This window comes from Streptomyces sp. CA-250714 (genome assembly GCF_050936705.1).
Lineage (GTDB): Bacteria > Actinomycetota > Actinomycetes > Streptomycetales > Streptomycetaceae > Streptomyces.
In genome coordinates this window covers 3,711,973-3,727,763 of record NZ_JBNJMI010000001.1, presented here as the reverse complement: position 1 = coordinate 3,727,763, position 15,791 = coordinate 3,711,973, and the positions used below count along the sequence as shown (strand labels likewise).

The following is a 15,791-nucleotide window of genomic DNA, read 5'->3' as shown; positions in this document are numbered from 1 at the left end:
TTAGGCTGGTGGCCATGAGTGACCTGCTGGAACGGCTGCGCGGACGTGGCTGGCGGATGACCGCCCAGCGCCGGGTTGTCGCCGAGGTACTCGACGGCGAGCACGTCCATCTCACCGCGGACGAGGTGCTGGCACGCGCGGCCGACCGGCTGCCGGAGATCTCCCGCGCGACCGTCTACAACACCCTCGGCGAACTGGTGCTGCTCGGCGAGGTGCTCGAAGTGGCCACCGACGGCCGTGCCAAGCGCTACGACCCGAACGCCCACCGCCCCCACCACCACCTGGTCTGCTCCGACTGCGGCACCATCCGTGACGTACATCCGGACGGCGACCCGCTGGCCGATCTGCCCGCCTCCGAGCGGTTCGGCTTCACCGTCTCCGACGTCGAGATGACGTACCGGGGGTTGTGCCCCGACTGCGCCCGCGCCTGAACTCGGCTCCTCACAGCTTGCCCCAGACCAGGGCAGTGCGATGGCTCCCCAGCGCGTGCGCGAAGCGGTCGAGGAAGCGGGCGCTGAATTCCGGCCAGTTCCAGAACTCGAAGCCCAGATAGCCGAAAGCGTAGAAATCGCCGTCCCAGGTCCACTTGGTCACATCACCGGTCCGACCGCAGTCCGGGCAGCCGACGGCGGCCCGGCCCGTTTCGTACCACGTCTCCATGGCCTTCCCGAACGGCTCCCAGCTGCCCTCGATCTCCTCCAACTCCTCGGTGTAGAAGTCCACATGAGCGCCGCAGTGCGGACAGCCCGCGTACGTGGGGTCGCCCTGGCCGCCGTTGAAGACGGTGCGCCCTGTATCGATCTTGAGCCCGTCGCCGGGCCCCCAGTCCTCCTCGTCCACGGCCTCCGCCCAGCGCGGCCCTGGCGGGTGCCCCAGGGGAGCGCCGAGAACGCAGTCGGTGCGCTCGGCGAGGACGATGCCTTCCCCGACGAGCCAGTCGAGGCCACGGGCGGCGAGGGCCGGCGCGTCGAGCGGAGTGGCATCCAGGTCGACGACGGTTTGGAAGTGGCTTCCCATGCCGGACGACGTTAGAAGACGCCACTGACAGAGGCCGAGGGCCCCTCGACCCGAAAGATGCGCCGGCCCGACCGCATCACCGACCCCACCGCATCACCGGCCCCACCGCATCACCCGCTCCAGGCAGGCGCGCGTTCCAGGTGCAGGGCGTGCCCCGCGGTCAGCGCCTCCGCCGCGCGTTCCGCAGTGACACCGCTCAGTCCCGCCCCGCGCAGCGCGCGCAGCACGAGGACCTGCGCGGCCATCATGGCGATCACGGGGTTGCCGGAAGTGAGATACGGCGCGCAGCCGGGATCGGCCAGATCGTCGGGCCCCGGACCGCGCCCGCCGCGTACCGTCTCGATGAGCTCCTCGATGCGCGTACGCAGGGGAGCGGACGCCTCACTCGCCGCCCACCGCAGATACGGCAGCTCGCGCGCGCCCATGGCGATCACGACGGTCTCCGCCATCCGCCGTACGACCGGATCGGGGTTCAGCAGCTCGTGTGCCTGGCAGACGGGGATGCAGGTGCAGACCTTGTTGCAGGTGCAGACGGTGCCTCCGCCGCCCGTGCTTCCGCTCGTCGTGCTGCCGGTCGTCATCCCTCCAGTGGTGCCGTACGTCGGATCCGGATCGGGGTAGGTGGGTGAGGTCTCCGTCGGATACGTCGGCACGTCGGTCGGCGGATCGGTCGTGGGGGTGTCCGACTCGGTGGGCGACGGGGTGTAGGAGTCGGTGCCGGTCGGATAGGGCGTTCCGCTGTCGGTGTCGGTGGGAGAGGGCGACGACGGGGACTTGGAGTCGTCGTCGCCGCAGCCGCTGAGCAGCAGGGCCGCCGCGACCGACGAGGCGATGCCCGCGCCGAGGAAGCCGCGCCGCCCGGACTTCGCCGCCCAGGGCGGCCGGGTGATGGGCAGGACCTCGACGGGCCCGGTGGAGCCGTCGGCGTTCACCCGCTGAATCTCGTAGTGCGGAGCGGGCTCGCCCTTCCCGCTCCCACCCTTGTCCTTCCCGCCGTTGTCCTTCCCTGGGCGTCTCGGCTCCGGCCAGGGCAGCATGACGTCATTCATTCCGGTCTCCCCCGTCTCCATGCACGGCGCAGGGCTCGCCGTCGCGGCCGTCGCGCCAGATGAGGCCGCCCGAATCCGCGATGCGGCTGAGGAGCTGGTCCTTCACCAGCTCCCGGGTGATGTGGCAGCGCTGCGAACCGGCGAATTCTCCCCGTCCGTTCGCCGCCAGGGACTTGTGGTAACAGTCGCCCGCGCAGTTCCACTTGGCGAAGCACCCGTCGCAGAAGGACCGCTGCTCGACGCCCAGCCCGCGCAGCTTCTCCAGCGCGTCCATGTCGAACGTATAGCCGCCGGGCCCTGGTCCCGACGAACCGTAGAAGAAGACGTCCGCGAACTCGTTGTCCTCGGAGAACGCCTCGAAGCACGCCGACACATTGCCCGAGGGGCTCAGACAGAAGTTGTCCTGGGTAACGCCGCAGAAGTGGTTGGTGAGCGTCCCGACCCGGGCCGCGCTGTAGATCAGTTCATGACCGAACCGGGCAGCACGGGCCTGTGCCTCGCGGTAGGCGGCGATGAAGTCCTCGGTCTCGGCGTCGGGTTTCCCCTCGTGCCGCCCCAACTGATAGGCGGGCTCCACCTGTACGCGTTTCGGCGTGAAGTTCGACAGGATGAACTCGACGGAGTCCGGCAGCAGCGGTATCTGCTCGGCCGTGACGGTCAGCCGCACCGCGTAGGGGAAGTCCGCTTCGGTGAAGCGTCGCATGGTGCGCATGACGCGCGGGCTCGACCCCTTGCCCTGCGCGGTCGGCCGGTGCTTGTCGTGCACTTCGGGCAGACCGTCGAACGACAGGCTCATACCGCCGTTGAGATTGGCGATCATCCAGTCGATCTGGCGGTCCGTGAACACGCCGTTCCCCGCGGACGCCGCGATGACCTCGAGGTCGCCGGCCCGCTCACGGGCGTACGCCAACGACTCGGTCATCAGCTTCCAGTGGACGCTCGGCTCCCCGCCACCGTGGTAGTTCACCCCGGCGAACGGCGCCCCTTCGCGCCTGGCGTTGTCGATGACGAAGTCGATCCCCCGCTTGGCGACGTCCATCGTCATGAACGTCGCGGGGGCGTCACCCGCCGAGGCGTAGCAGTAGGTGCAGCGCAGATTGCACGCCGTCGTCAGAAAGAGCGTCACCTCGGTCGGCGAGGGATCGCCCCGGCGGTGTGTGACGGGTGAGGGCGGCGTTCTCAGCAGCCCGGCCTCGCGGGCGAACGCGACCACACTGTCCTCGCCTTCCCCCTCGGTCAGGACGCCCGGAAGCGCCCCCACCAGGCCCTTCGTAGCGGCGAAGGCCACTCCGTGCAGCGGCGCGTACACGAGGTACGCCTCGTCCTCCAGTGGGATCGCGAAAATGTCCTGGGCTTCGTTCAAAGAATCGCTCCAGCCGCTCGTCGCCGCCCTGCCGATACGCAACAGATCGGATCACGGCGCGACGTATACGTCCGCCGAATCACGGATTGCCCACAGCAGCACCGGCGTTCCCCCATACTCTGCCCCCGCAGCGGCGGGACCCCTCCCGGACCGATCGGCCGGCACCCCGGGCAGGTCGTTCCCCCAGCGGGCCTCGGCTCCTTCCCCCCGGAACAGCACGTGACCGCGCGTACGACGGCGTACACAGAAGCCGCCCCACGGCTGACTCCGCCGACCCGCGCGGGCCGGCGAGCCCGACCAAGAAGTCTAGAGCCGCCGCGCGGGTCTGCGCCGGTCGCGAACGAGAGGTTGTGGGCTTCGTGTGCGGGCCGTATGAGAAGGCGTGTGCGGGCCGTACGAGAAGGGCGGGCGCGGGGCGGCCACCCGGGCTCATCCAGGAGATCCAAAAAAGCATCCGCCTGGATGTCGAGAACCCGCCACCGGCTCCGTCACCGTAGTGAACGCGACCACAATGGGCCGCACCACACCGAGGAGAACACGATGGCCAAGTACCTGCTGCTCAAGCACTACCGCGGCGCCCCGGCTCCGGTGAACGACGTGCCCATGGACCGGTGGACGCCGGAGGAGATCTCGGCCCACGTGCAGTACATGAACGACTTCGCGGCCCGGCTCGAGAAGACCGGTGAGTTCGTCGACGGCCAGGCGCTCGCCCCCGAGGGGACATGGGTCCGGTACGACGGCGAGGGGCGCCCGCCGGTCACCGACGGCCCGTTCGCCGAGACCAAGGACCTCATCGCCGGCTGGATGGTGATCGACGTCGACACGTACGAGCGCGCTGTCGAGCTGGCCGGGGAACTGTCGGCCGCACCTGGCGCGGGCGGGGAGCCGATCCACGAGTGGCTCGAATTGCGCCCGTTCCTGACCGAGCCGCCCACCATCACGGAGTGACCTCACCGATGGCTTCATCGTGGGCCTCATCGGGGGCGTCATCGGAGGCTTCATCGAGTGCTTCCTCGATCGCCTCACCGATGGACGAGGCCCTGCTGAGGAGCCTCACGCCGAGCGTGCTCGGCATCCTCGTCCGCCGCGGAGCAGACTTCGCGGCGGCCGAGGACGCCGTGCAGGACGCGCTGGTCGAGGCGGTCCGCGTCTGGCCGGCCGACCAGCCGCGGGACCCCAAGGGCTGGCTGATCACCGTGGCTTGGCGCCGGTTCCTCGACGCGACCCGGGCGGACACCGCCCGTCGCCGACGTGAGGACCTCGTCGACGAGGAGCCGACACCCGGGCCCACACCTGCGGTGGACGACACGCTCCAGCTCTACTTCCTGTGCGCCCACCCGTCGCTGACGCCGTCATCCGCGGTGGCCCTCACCCTGCGCGCCGTCGGCGGACTGACCACCCGCCAGATCGCCGAGGCGTACCTGGTGCCCGAGGCGACCATGGCGCAGAGGATCAGCCGCGCCAAACGCACGGTCTCCGGGGTGCGGTTCGACCAGCCCGGCGATGTCGCCACCGTGCTGCGCGTTCTCTACCTCGTCTTCAACGAGGGCTACTCCGGCGACGTCGACCTCGCCGCCGAGGCCATCCGCCTCACCCGGCAGCTCGCCGCCGCGATCGACCACCCCGAGGTGGCGGGGCTCCTCGCCCTCATGCTGCTCCACCATGCCCGGCGCGCCGCCCGGACCGCGCCCGACGGCAGCCTCGTACCGCTCGCCGAACAGGACCGTGGCCGGTGGGACACGGGGATGATCGCCGAGGGCGTCCAGATCCTTCAGTCGGCCCTCGCCCGCGACCGGCTGGGCGAGTTCCAGGCCCAGGCCGCCATCGCCGCACTCCACGCCGATGCGCCCACCGCCGAGGAGACCGACTGGGTGCAGATCGTCGAGTGGTACGACGAACTCCTGCGCCTGACCGACAACCCGGTCGTACGCCTCAACCGCGCGGTAGCCGTAGGCGAAGCCGACGGCCCCCGCGCCGGCCTGGCAGCCCTCGCGGCGCTGGACCCCTCCCTGCCCCGCCACACCGCGGCAGCCGCCTACCTCCACGAACGCGCCGGCAACCTGGCCACGGCCGCCCGCCTCTACGCCGAAGCCGCCCCCAAGGCCCCCAACCTCCCCGAACGCAACCACCTAACCCGCCAAGCCGCCCGCCTCAACACCCACCTGCGCGGCTGACACCTCGGGCGCCGGCACAACCGCGACGGCCTCCGTATCGCCGGAAACGTCGCGGATCTCCCCCAGAGTCCACCCTGCCGACAGCTGCCCGCCCGCCATCACATGGTGATGACAGCTACCGCCGCAGCCCTCATCTCATCTGTCTCAGAGCACTGCTTCAGGAGTTTGTCTCAGAGCACTGCTTCAGGAGTTCCATCGGGTGCCTCAATGGTCACCCGCTGCCGATCCTGCACCGATGCCTACGGCTGCCCAAGAACGCGGGCGTCCGCCGACGTTGATGTCAGTCGTAGATGTCTCGCGACGCGCCGCTGCTGCGCACCGGGCGCTTACCGGCCACGCCACAAGGTGGCGCGTCAGGCGCCCGGTGCCCGGTACTCCACCTTCTTGCGGGCCGCCTCGTCGATCTCCTCGGTCGTCAGCAGCACAACCGTGCTCGTGCGAACCCCACCAGCCGCCGAGGTGACGAGACCCATGGCCGCGGCGGCGGTGTTGCCCGGCAGGTCCGCCGTGACGTAGACGTCTTCCTCGCCGAACGCCCAGTACATTGATTCGAGTCGGCCTCCCAGGCTCTGGACCATGCGTTCGACAACTTCGCGGCGCGCAGTGCCGCCGTCTTTGAGCAGGCCCTTCAGTCCATCCACGGTCAACTTGACCCTGAAGAGGTACTTCGCCATGGGTATCCACCTCTCGCGTGCGTCCCGGTAGCCCCCAGCGCTCTATCCGAATCCTCCTCCTGCTCCGCGCCCCCGTCGTGCGCACCGACGCCAAACGGCTGACGCCCCGGCAGAGGCAGGGCGCGCTGAGACGAACCCGCGCTGAGCTTGGGAATCATGGATTGGTTAGCCGGGAATGCGGCGCTGACCTGCTGCAACGGCCCCTGGTGCGGTTCGGCTGCCGCTTCCCCTGGTGCCGCTGTTCCCTGTGGTTCTCCGCCCCATCTGGCATGTTGTGACCCGGCCGGGAGCCTGCCCCGCGGTGGACGGAGCGGTTGAGACGGAACTCAGATGTCGGTGATGGGGTCGAGCCCGCTGACCGTTCGAAGGCTCACTAGAGTCAAGGGCCTTGGCGAAGCAGGGGAGCATCGTGACCTTGGCTGTGGGCATCTTCGATCTGTTCACCTATGGGATACCTGGAGCACTGCATCTGTCCTTGACCATTTACGTGCTCGCACGATTGAACATCGTCGATCTCGCAAGTCTGGCCTCGGCACCGTCAGTGCTACAGGTGGTCGGAGCCGCTGTTGCCAGTTACCTGCTGGGGCATCTCGCCTATCCCCTGAGCGCCCTCTTGGAAAAGATGGCACCGCGTTGGAACTGGAGTGTCGATCACGCTCGCCTTGAATTTGTTGCCAGAGTGCCCGAATCCCGGGACCGAGCCTTTGTGCACGCTGATACGTCTGTGCTGTTGGCTGCGGTCGAACTCCACGACAAGGAGGCAGCGGGCGAGATCACTCGGCTGCAAGGCGTCGCGTTGATGCTGCGGAACTCGGCCCTCGCCCTGATGTTCGCGCTCGTCGTCGCGGTGATCGAGCTCGTCGTAGGACCCGCTCGTGTGCTGGCAGGAGGCTGTGCGGCACTGCTACTCGTAAGCCTGATTGCCGCAATCAGACATGGGCGCCGTGTGCGGCACTGGGACCGCCTGAAAACCTTGGAAATCTGCTTCTGGATCCCAGACATCGACGCCAGATTCGACTCCAGCCATCGATGAGAACAGCTGCGCACTCGTGCCCCTGACACGTCAGGACCCCACGACTGTTTGGTCGGTCAGCCACGACGGCGGGACAGATCGCCCAAGTCCGCCAAGTCCCGTGCTGGGCGGCGCGCGGTCGGTCTGCCTGACCTGTTGATCAAGCTGCTCCGTCAGCGCCAGGAACAGCAGGAGAGGGAGCCGGAGCCCGAACACCGACCAGCACGTGTGGAAGCGGTTTCTGCGGTGTCGGAATGCCGGGGTGCGGGATGGTCGGTTCCATGACGCATGCCACACCTGCGGCGACCGTTCTCCTCCTGCTCGACGTCCCCGACGCGATCATCGACGCGATCACGGGATGGGAGCCGGGCGGTGCGGCGCGGATGCGGGCTCGCAACACGCACGTGGCCGGTCCCATGCTGCGGAAGGGCGCCGGGTAGGTCGGCGAAGCGATCTGGCAGCAGCCTCCGGGAGCCGAATCGTCCGACTGAGACGGAAACTGAGACGGAGAACCACGTATTGGCAGGCGCTCTTCCCGGTCGGCCGAGTGTTGCTCAGACTGTTTCGGAGGCGATGGCAAGGGGGCGTGGATGGCTGCTCGGCGACAGGGTCGGCGATCGGTTGGGCGGAAACGGCGTGCGGCACGACTGAAAGCAGCCGTGACCGGAGGGGGCCTGTCGTTAGTTCTCCTGGTGGCCTTCTGGTCGACGATCTGGCCATACCTCGTGGGAGTTGCGCTCGTGGGTGGGGTTGGTGCCGCTGGCTGGTGGATGTGGCGCAAGGATCGCGCCGCACGGGCCAGTGACCGTCGCTGGCGTGTGGAGGAGGCGGTGAAGGCGGGTCATCGGACTCTCGCCGAGGTGGATGCGATGACAGGTACGCAGTTCGAGGAGCTGGTTGCCGACCTGTGCCGCAGGGACGGGTGCACAGCAGTGCGCCGCGTTGGCGGCTCTCACGACAATGGCGCTGATGTCGTGGGGTGTCTGCCGGACGGCCGGGCCATGGTGATCCAGTGCAAGCGCTACGCCCCGAGCAGCGCGATCGCCAGCCGGGAGATGAGGGACCTGTTGGGCGCCAAGGTGCACTTCAAGGCGGACGTGGCCATCTTCGCGACGACAACCCGCTTCAGCCGCCCCTCCGAGGCATTCGCTCTGGAGCACGGCATTCTCGCCGTTCACCGCGACCATCTCGGGATGTGGAACAACGGTGCTTCACTGGAATCGCTGATCAACGTCAACGGGCGGGGACAGGGCGATCAACGGCACCGGGCTCGGTGGAAGAAGACTTACCGGGCATAACGCCTATCGTCAAAAACCTGGAAGTGTTGTGGAAGAAACTACCGAATAGTGCTCGGCCATGCTGTTGCCCACGCAGTTGAAGGTGGCGTCCATACCGTCCGCCAGTGCGGAGCGACCTAGGGTGCGTATCGGGTGGTGATCAATGAGCGGGTTCTCCCCTCGCGTTGATCTCGATCCGATAGGTCGTCTTGCATGACGCGTGTGCAACTGACCGATGTGGAGTGGTAGTTCATCGGGCCGTACCTGCCGATCGGTGAGTGCGGTCCGTACCCGGTGCGACTGCGAGCAGCAGTTCGAAGGGGTGCTGTGGCGGTTTCGGGCGGGCGGGCAATGGCGGGAAATGCGCGCCGAGTTCGGTGCCTGGTCGACTGTCCACAACCGTTTCCGGCAGTGGTGAGACACCGGTGTCTTCGAGGCCCTGCTGGAGGGGCTGATAGCGCATCCAGCAAAGCGTGGCGAGATGGACCTGTCGCTGGTCAGCGTCGACTCCACCACGCGGCAGTCGCATTCCCGGATGTCGGGAATTCGGTGGCCCGCTGCCGCCCGGGGAGGGGATGCGCCACCAGCGTGGTGTCGGTCCGCGGGCTCAGGCGAGAGCGGCGACCAGCAGGGTGAAGGCGGCGATGATGACGGCGACGCGGACGTAGTGGAAGCGGTCCCAGCGGTTCATCTGCTCCTTCCAGTCCTCGGGCCGGTTCTCGGTGGTCCACGTCTTGCCCCGGTTGTTGATCGGGACGAGCAGCAGGACCGACATGATCACGCTGAGGATCAGCAGCGCGCCGGCGGTGATGACGAGGCCGGTGCCTTGGTGGTGCCATCCGGCGATGGCCCAGACCGCGACGAGGATGAGCGAGCCGATGTACCAGAACGGCATCACGGCGCCGAGCATCCGGCCCCCGTGGCTTCGGCCGCGTTGGCTGCTGTCGTCGGGGAGGGCGTTGAGGATCGGGTTGATGACGAAGGCGACGGAGAACTCAACCCCCACCATTACGCCGACGACCACGGTGGTGACGATCTCAAGAGCGTTGAGCATGACGACCTCTCCTGAATGCTAGCGCCGCTAGGTGATGAGGCGACGATAGTATTGCTCCTGCTCGGTTGTCTAGCGGCGCTAGGAAGGAACCATGTCGGTACACGAACGCAAGGAGCGCGAACGGGCCGGCCGCGAGCGCCTCATCGTGGCGACGGCCCGTGAACTCGCCGAGCAGCACGGCTGGGACGCGGTCACCATCCGCCGGCTCGCCGAACGCATCGAATACAGCCAGCCCGTTCTCTACAGCCACTTCCGCGGCAAACGCGAGATCATCGGCGCCGTCGCCCTCGAGGGTGCCGCCGAGATGGCCGCTGCGCTGCGGGCCGCGGCCGCTACCGCGGACGGCCCGCACGCGCGGGTCACCGCCCTTGCCCGCGCCTACCTCGACTTCGCCGAACACAACTCGGCCGTCTACGACGCCATGTTCCAGCTCGACGGCGGCCTGGCTTTCGCCAAGGAGGACACCCCGGAGCCTCTGAAGGACGCCTTCGCCGCCCTGCTGGAGAGCCTCGGCGAGGTCGCCGGGGACGGCGTCCACCCGGCGCTGTTCACCGAGGTGTTCTGGGCGGCCCTGCACGGCCTTGCGACCCTGACCCGGGCGGGACGACTGCCGCCGGAGGACGCCGAGCGGAGGACGGAGCTGCTGGTGGACCGGCTCGCCATGGCCTGACTCACCGTCCCGGCGGGCAGGCAGCCGGGGTCCTCGGGCCCGGCTGCCGACCTGCGGCATCGCTACCGGTCACTCGCGCCCATACGGCGCAGCCGCAGATCGCCGGGCCCCGTACCCCCGACGGGGCACCCGCTTCGGAAGCTGCGGTGCCCATTGATCACGACCCGGACAACACACCTAGGGCCTGTCCAGCGGATTTTGCGGCCGTGTCCTGCGCCCGGCGCAGGCGCCCCCGGTCCGGGGGCAGCGCACGCCGGGGCCGCCTTCAGGCCGTGCGGGTGTCGTACTTCCCGCGATTGACGAGCACCTCGTCCATGTGCCCTTCGGCCCACTTCTTGGCGTCACGCATCACGTACTGCGGGGACAGGCCGAGCTCGGTCAGCTCGTACGTCACCGTGACCGGAACGGCCGGTGGCACGGTGCGCGTGTTCAGGCCGTCGCGTTCGAGGGAGCGCAGGGTCTGGGTGAGCATCTTCTCCGGGTCCATCCGCGGCTTCTCCACGGTTCATCCGCGGCGGCGCAGACGGTCGGCGAGGCAGTCCAGCGCGGGGCCGTGCCACTTCTGATCGACGGCATTCCGGGCCCGTGTGGCCTGCTCGGGCAGCCGTGTCGAGTCGCGGTCGCCGCAGTGCGGTTTTACGGTGGCGACGCGGCAGGACGCGAGAAGTGCGACGGGGAAGCAGGCGCGATGCCTCCCGATTCCGCCGCATCGCGGCGCGGGCAGCCGCGCCAGGACTGCGACCGGACGAGTGTCTGGGAGGACCACATGGCCGTCGAGATCCAGCCCTTGCTGAAGCCCTCCCGGCTCAAGCGCCGCGGAGGCTTGTGGGGTGAATGCCTGTCGGAGTTCCTGGGAACGTTCGTCCTCATCTCCTTCGGCTGCGGCGTGGTGGCGATGGCGGTCGCGGCGCTGCCAGGTTCGGGGCGTACCTCGGAGCCCACAACCTTCTTCCTCGGTGCCGGGGACTGGCTGCTGATCACCTGGGGATGGGCCTTGGCCGTTGCCCTCGCCATCTACGTGGCCGGCGGTGTCAGCGGGGCCCACATCAACCCGGCGGTGACGCTGGGCTTCGCCGTTCGCCGTAAATTCCCCTGGGCCAAGGTCGTCCCCTACTGGGCGTCGCAAGTGCTCGGTGCTTTGGCCGGGGCGGCATTGGTCTACGCCGTGTACCACGACGCCATCGACACCTTCGACGACGCCATGAAGGGCCCCAAGACGGGCGGGCACACACTCGCCTCGTTCTCCATCTTCGGCACGTTCCCGGCGCCGTACTTCCACGGCGGGATCTGGGGGCCCCTGATCGACCAGATCGTCGGCACCGCATTCCTGGTCATGCTGGTGGTGGCAATCATCGACCTGCGCAACACGGCCGTGAAGGCGAACCTCGGCCCGCTGATGATCGGGTTCGCGGTCGCTGCCATCGGCATGTCCTTCGGCGCCAACGCGGGATACGCCATCAACCCGGCACGCGACTTCGGCCCGCGCCTGTTCACCTGGCTGGCGGGTTGGAAAGACCTGGCGTTTCCGGGCAGCTTGTCCGGTGCGTTCAGCGACTACTGGTGGATTCCCATCGTCGGGCCGCTGGTCGGAGGGGTGATCGGGGTGCTGGTGTACGACCTGTTCATCGGAGACGTCCTGCACGTCCGCGCCCAGAAGGCCGAACCACCAGAGCCCGGCCGGACACGCCCCACCACCGCCGCCGAGGAGTAGCTCGACGCGGACACGGGCACGGCCTTCCGCCGCCGACGGGTCAGCGCTCGCACGAGCGGGCCCGTGCACACCAAGGCGCGAGGTGTGCACGGGCCCGCTCAGGAGTCGGGCCGCAGCTGCGGTCAGACGGTGGTCTTCACCGACTCCTGGTCATCTTCGTCCTCGACGATCTCACCGGCCTTGCGGGCGCGGACGAACTCCAGGAAGGAGTTCAGCTCGCGCTTGACGACCGGTGCGAGGAGGTAGAGGCCGATGATGTTGATGACGGCCAGCATGAAGAGCACGGCGTCTGCCATGGCGATGAGCGTCTGCAGGGTCAGCAGGGAGCCTGCGACAGCGAACAGGGTGTAGACGACCTTGTAGGTGAGCTCGCTGGTCCTGCTGCGGCCGAAGAGGTACGACCATGCCTTGAGGCCGTAGTAGCCCCAGGTCAGCACGGTGGAGATGGCGAAGAGCAGCACCGCGACAGTCAGGACATAGGGGAACCAGGGCAAGACGGTCTCGAAGGCGTCGGAGGTGATGGTGACGCCCTCGGCCTCCTCGTTGCCGACCTTCCAGCTGTCGGGGCTTGCGATGACGATGGTCAGCGCGGTCATCGTGCAGATGATGACGGTGTCGATGAACGGCTCCAGCAGGGCGACCAGGCCCTCGCTCGCGGGGTGCTTGGTCTTGACCGCGGAGTGGGCGATGGGGGCGGAGCCGAGTCCGGCCTCGTTGGAGAAGGCGGCCCGCTTGAAGCCGATGATCAGTGCGCCGAGGACACCGCCCGCGACGCCCTCGGCGTTGAAGGCACCCTCGACGATGGTGACGATCGCGTCGGGCACGGCGGACACGTGGACCAGGATCACGGTCAGGCAGGCCACGATGTAGATGCCGGCCATGGCAGGCACGAGCTTGCTGGTCACGTTGGCGATCGAGCGGATACCGCCGAGCAGCACGATGCCGACGAGTGCGGCGACCAGGATGCCGAAGAACAGGGCGCCGGCGGACGAGCCCAGGGCGCCGCTCTCGCCGCCGGTGACGGAGACGAGCTGGGCGTAGGACTGGTTGACCTGGAAGAGGTTGCCGCCGAAGAGGCCGAAGAACAGGACCATGAAGGAGGCGAGAACCGCGAGGACCTTGCCGAGGATCTTGCCGTTCTTGCCGAAGCGGTCGGCCAGGCCCTTGGGCAGGTAGTGCATCGGGCCGCCGGAGACGGTGCCGTCGGCGTGCACCTCGCGATATCTCACGCCCAGGGTGACCTCGACGAACTTGGTGGCCATGCCCAGCAGACCGCAGAGGATCATCCAGAAGGTGGCGCCGGCGCCACCGATGGACACGGCGACCGCCACGCCTGCGATGTTGCCCAGCCCGACGGTTCCGGACACGGCGGCGGTCAGTGCCTGGAAGTGGTTGACCTCACCGGCCGACCCCTTCTCGTCGTACTTCCCGCGCACCACGTCGACGGCGAGCTTGAATCTGCGTATCTGTACCAGCCCGAACCAGGCGGTGAAGACCAGACCCGCGACGACGAGCCAGGCGACGATGAGGGGCAGCTCCGTACCGGCGACGGGGACGGAGTAGAAGACGACCTCCCCGAGCCAGGTGGCTATGGGCTCGAAGAATCCGCTGACGGCTTTGTCAACGGACGTGGTCATGGAGTCGAGAGACACGGTGGTTACCTCGATGGCGCAGTGCTGCCACAGGGGAGGTGGCGCGGGGAAGATGTGCGGTCTATGAGTAGACGCCGTTGTCCGATCGGCGGCCATGGGTTCGCGCTCCGCGGACTCGGAGCGTGATCTCTTGGTCGTACTGCCGGTACGCGCCGGCCGCTCCACGCTGTGGCGAGGGGTGGTGCCACCTGTGGAGTTGCGCAGTTCTACCACGCCCTTTGCGAGTTTTTTAGTGATGTGAATCACATGAACCGAGCAAGTAAGCGAAAACCGCAGCGAGCGAAGCCAGACCGTTATCGGGGAAAGGGGATCCGTTCACCGGACACCTATGTCCGTATGCTGGACGAGCCCGCGGATCCCCGTGCGGTCGATGAAGGTCGCCAGCAGGTACGACACCCGCCGCGGAGCCCCGGGCCACCTGCTGAGCGGCGGGGGAGGTACGTGCCCGGAGATGATCGGAAAGGCGTCGGAGCCTTCCTGTCGTCACCCGGCGGACTTCGGGTTAGGGTGCACGAACATCATCAATAAAGCGTTAATGGGGTGCCGGGAAGTCTGGTCGGCGTAGTCGTTCGCGATCCTTCACACCCGCCGGAGCGCCTCCCGTGATCAACTCCCCCGAGCCCGACACCTCCTCGTCGCGCAAGCTGTTCGCCCTCCCGTCCGCCAAGGAGCGCCGGTTCCTGGCGGACGCGCTGCGCACCGAGACGGTCGGCGGGATGGTGCTTCTGCTGGCGGCCGTCATCGCCCTGATATGCGCCAACGCGCCGACGCTCAGTGGCTGGTACGAGTCCGTGAGGTCCTTCCATTTCGGGATATCCGCCCTCGGCCTCGACCTGTCGGTCGAGCACTGGGCCTCCGACGGCATCCTGACGGTGTTCTTCTTCGTGGCCGGCATCGAGCTCAAGCGCGAACTGGTAGCCGGCGAACTGCGCAACCCGGCCACGGCGGCGCTGCCGATAGTGGCCGCCCTTTGCGGCATGGCCGTTCCCGCGGCGGTCTATCTCATCCCCAACCTGCTGGCCGGAGGCCAACTCCAGGGATGGGCCGTGCCAATGGCCACAGACATCGCCTTCGCCCTGGGCGTGCTCGCTGTGATCGGCACCAACCTCCCGTCCGCACTACGGGCCTTCCTGCTGACCCTGGCGATCGTCGACGACCTGGGCGGCATCCTGGTCATCGCCGTCTTCTACACCTCCGGACTCAACTGGTGGGCACTGGCGGGCGCGGTCGCCGGGCTCATCCTCTTCCGCGTACTCCACATCGATCTGCGAGTGCGGGGCTGGTACGTCTACGTGCCACTCGGCCTGGCCATCTGGGCCCTGATGTACAACAGCGGCGTCCACGCGACCATCTCCGGAGTCGCGATGGGCATGCTGCTGCGAGTGCTGCCGGACACCGAGCGCGGCGAGAGCGAGGAGACCCCTTCGGTCGCCGAGCGCGTCGAGCATCTGGTCCGCCCGCTCTCCGCAGGCTTCGCGGTACCCCTCTTCGCTCTGTTCGCCGCAGGGGTCTCCCTCTCAGGCCCGGCGCTGTCTGCCGCCTTCCGGCAGCCCGAAGCCCTCGGCGTCGTCCTCGGCTTGTTCGCGGGCAAGATTGTCGGCGTGTTCGGCGGCACCTACCTGGCCGCCCGCTTCACCCGCGCCCAACTCAGCGACGACCTGACCTGGCCTGACGTGGCCGGGGTAGCGATGCTCGCCGGTATCGGCTTCACCGTCTCGCTCCTGATGTCCGAGCTGGCCTTCACCGACGCCGGGACGACAGAACACGTCAAGGCGGCGATCCTCATCGGGTCCCTGCTCTCCGCCGTAGTCGCGTGCATCATGCTGAAGGTGCGGGACAGCAAGTACCGCGCCCTGTGGGAGATCGAATCCCGCGACGAGGACGGGGACTCGGTGCCCGATATAGACCAGGAGACCGACCCGGTCCGCCGCCCCACCGAGGCTGCCCGACGACAGGGCAGGTAGGGGCAGACGAGTCGTCCGGGCGCCCCGTCCGGGTCCGGTTCGCCGGTCCGCCGCGAAGACGGTCGACATGCGATTGGTGAAGGTGTCGGCACCGGGAGGGTCAGGCGGGCCGGTGAAGCTGGGTCAACTGGGGGAAACGAGCCAGCTCTTGACGCGCCCAGGCTATGTCGATGC

General features: G+C 68.1%; 14 protein-coding genes and 3 pseudogenes. 10 read left to right on the top strand and 7 right to left on the bottom strand.

Annotated features, from left to right (window positions below; all coding sequences use genetic code 11):
- Positions 1-14: 14 nt before the first annotated feature.
- Positions 15-431, top strand: a complete 417-nt coding sequence (locus tag ACQEU8_RS16595; RefSeq protein ID WP_433101291.1) for a Fur family transcriptional regulator — start codon at positions 15-17, stop codon at positions 429-431.
- A 10-nt stretch (positions 432-441) separates the two neighbouring features.
- On the opposite strand, the gene ACQEU8_RS16590 is transcribed toward ACQEU8_RS16595, so the two are convergent.
- The 3 genes from ACQEU8_RS16590 to ACQEU8_RS16580 form a co-directional block, all read right to left on the bottom strand.
- Positions 442-1,017 (bottom strand): hypothetical protein, encoded by a 576-nt coding sequence (locus tag ACQEU8_RS16590; RefSeq protein ID WP_433101289.1) that lies wholly within the window; start codon positions 1,015-1,017, stop codon positions 442-444.
- Between the two features lie 110 nt (positions 1,018-1,127).
- On the bottom strand, positions 1,128-2,066 hold the full coding sequence (locus tag ACQEU8_RS16585) for a hypothetical protein (protein WP_433101287.1): 939 nt from the start codon (positions 2,064-2,066) through the stop codon (positions 1,128-1,130).
- On the bottom strand, positions 2,059-3,429 hold the full coding sequence (locus ACQEU8_RS16580) for a radical SAM protein (protein WP_433101285.1): 1,371 nt from the start codon (positions 3,427-3,429) through the stop codon (positions 2,059-2,061). The genes ACQEU8_RS16585 and ACQEU8_RS16580 overlap by 8 nt, the downstream gene beginning before the upstream one ends.
- Positions 3,430-3,969: 540 nt before the next feature.
- On the opposite strand from ACQEU8_RS16580, the gene ACQEU8_RS16575 reads away from it, so the two are divergent.
- Both ACQEU8_RS16575 and ACQEU8_RS16570 read left to right on the top strand, forming a co-directional pair.
- A complete protein-coding gene (locus ACQEU8_RS16575; RefSeq protein ID WP_433101283.1) occupies positions 3,970-4,377 on the top strand; it encodes a YciI family protein in 408 nt (135 codons plus the stop codon).
- Positions 4,378-4,457: 80 nt separating this feature from the next.
- Entirely contained in the window at positions 4,458-5,603 is a 1,146-nt protein-coding gene (locus tag ACQEU8_RS16570) for an RNA polymerase sigma factor (protein ID WP_433101281.1), read from the top strand.
- A gap of 353 nt (positions 5,604-5,956) precedes the next feature.
- On the opposite strand, the gene ACQEU8_RS16565 is transcribed toward ACQEU8_RS16570, so the two are convergent.
- Complete coding sequence (locus ACQEU8_RS16565; protein ID WP_433101279.1) at positions 5,957-6,277, bottom strand: GYD domain-containing protein; 321 nt, start codon at positions 6,275-6,277, stop codon at positions 5,957-5,959.
- A 388-nt stretch (positions 6,278-6,665) separates the two neighbouring features.
- Between ACQEU8_RS16565 and ACQEU8_RS16560 the strand changes: the two genes are divergently transcribed.
- From ACQEU8_RS16560 to ACQEU8_RS16545, 4 genes and pseudogenes are all read left to right on the top strand, one after another.
- A complete protein-coding gene (locus ACQEU8_RS16560; protein WP_433101277.1) occupies positions 6,666-7,310 on the top strand; it encodes a hypothetical protein in 645 nt (214 codons plus the stop codon).
- A gap of 75 nt (positions 7,311-7,385) precedes the next feature.
- A pseudogene (locus tag ACQEU8_RS16555) lies at positions 7,386-7,723 on the top strand (site-specific integrase); the annotation flags it as partial.
- Between the two features lie 258 nt (positions 7,724-7,981).
- Positions 7,982-8,587, top strand: coding sequence for a restriction endonuclease (locus ACQEU8_RS16550; protein WP_433101275.1), 606 nt, complete (start codon positions 7,982-7,984; stop codon positions 8,585-8,587).
- A gap of 231 nt (positions 8,588-8,818) precedes the next feature.
- Positions 8,819-9,116, top strand: a pseudogene (locus ACQEU8_RS16545) (transposase); the annotation flags it as partial.
- A 57-nt stretch (positions 9,117-9,173) separates the two neighbouring features.
- On the opposite strand, the gene ACQEU8_RS16540 reads toward ACQEU8_RS16545, so the two are convergent.
- The gene (locus ACQEU8_RS16540) at positions 9,174-9,620 is read right to left on the bottom strand and encodes an anthrone oxygenase family protein (protein ID WP_433101273.1); all 447 of its coding nucleotides are present in this window, start codon (positions 9,618-9,620) and stop codon (positions 9,174-9,176) included.
- A gap of 91 nt (positions 9,621-9,711) precedes the next feature.
- Between ACQEU8_RS16540 and ACQEU8_RS16535 the strand changes: the two genes are divergently transcribed.
- Positions 9,712-10,290, top strand: coding sequence for a TetR/AcrR family transcriptional regulator (locus ACQEU8_RS16535; RefSeq protein WP_433101271.1), 579 nt, complete (start codon positions 9,712-9,714; stop codon positions 10,288-10,290).
- Between the two features lie 265 nt (positions 10,291-10,555).
- On the opposite strand, the pseudogene ACQEU8_RS16530 reads toward ACQEU8_RS16535, so the two are convergent.
- A pseudogene (locus ACQEU8_RS16530) lies at positions 10,556-10,768 on the bottom strand (winged helix-turn-helix transcriptional regulator); the annotation flags it as partial.
- Between the two features lie 288 nt (positions 10,769-11,056).
- On the opposite strand from ACQEU8_RS16530, the gene ACQEU8_RS16525 reads away from it, so the two are divergent.
- Complete coding sequence (locus ACQEU8_RS16525; protein WP_433102445.1) at positions 11,057-12,001, top strand: MIP/aquaporin family protein; 945 nt, start codon at positions 11,057-11,059, stop codon at positions 11,999-12,001.
- A gap of 122 nt (positions 12,002-12,123) precedes the next feature.
- Here ACQEU8_RS16525 and ACQEU8_RS16520 read toward each other — a convergent pair whose 3' ends face one another.
- Complete coding sequence (locus ACQEU8_RS16520; RefSeq protein ID WP_433101269.1) at positions 12,124-13,653, bottom strand: alanine/glycine:cation symporter family protein; 1,530 nt, start codon at positions 13,651-13,653, stop codon at positions 12,124-12,126.
- 605 nt (positions 13,654-14,258) lie between these two features.
- Here ACQEU8_RS16520 and nhaA point away from each other — a divergent pair.
- A complete protein-coding gene (nhaA, locus tag ACQEU8_RS16515) occupies positions 14,259-15,617 on the top strand; it encodes a Na+/H+ antiporter NhaA (RefSeq protein ID WP_433102443.1) in 1,359 nt (452 codons plus the stop codon).
- The last annotated feature ends 174 nt before the right edge of the window (positions 15,618-15,791 follow it).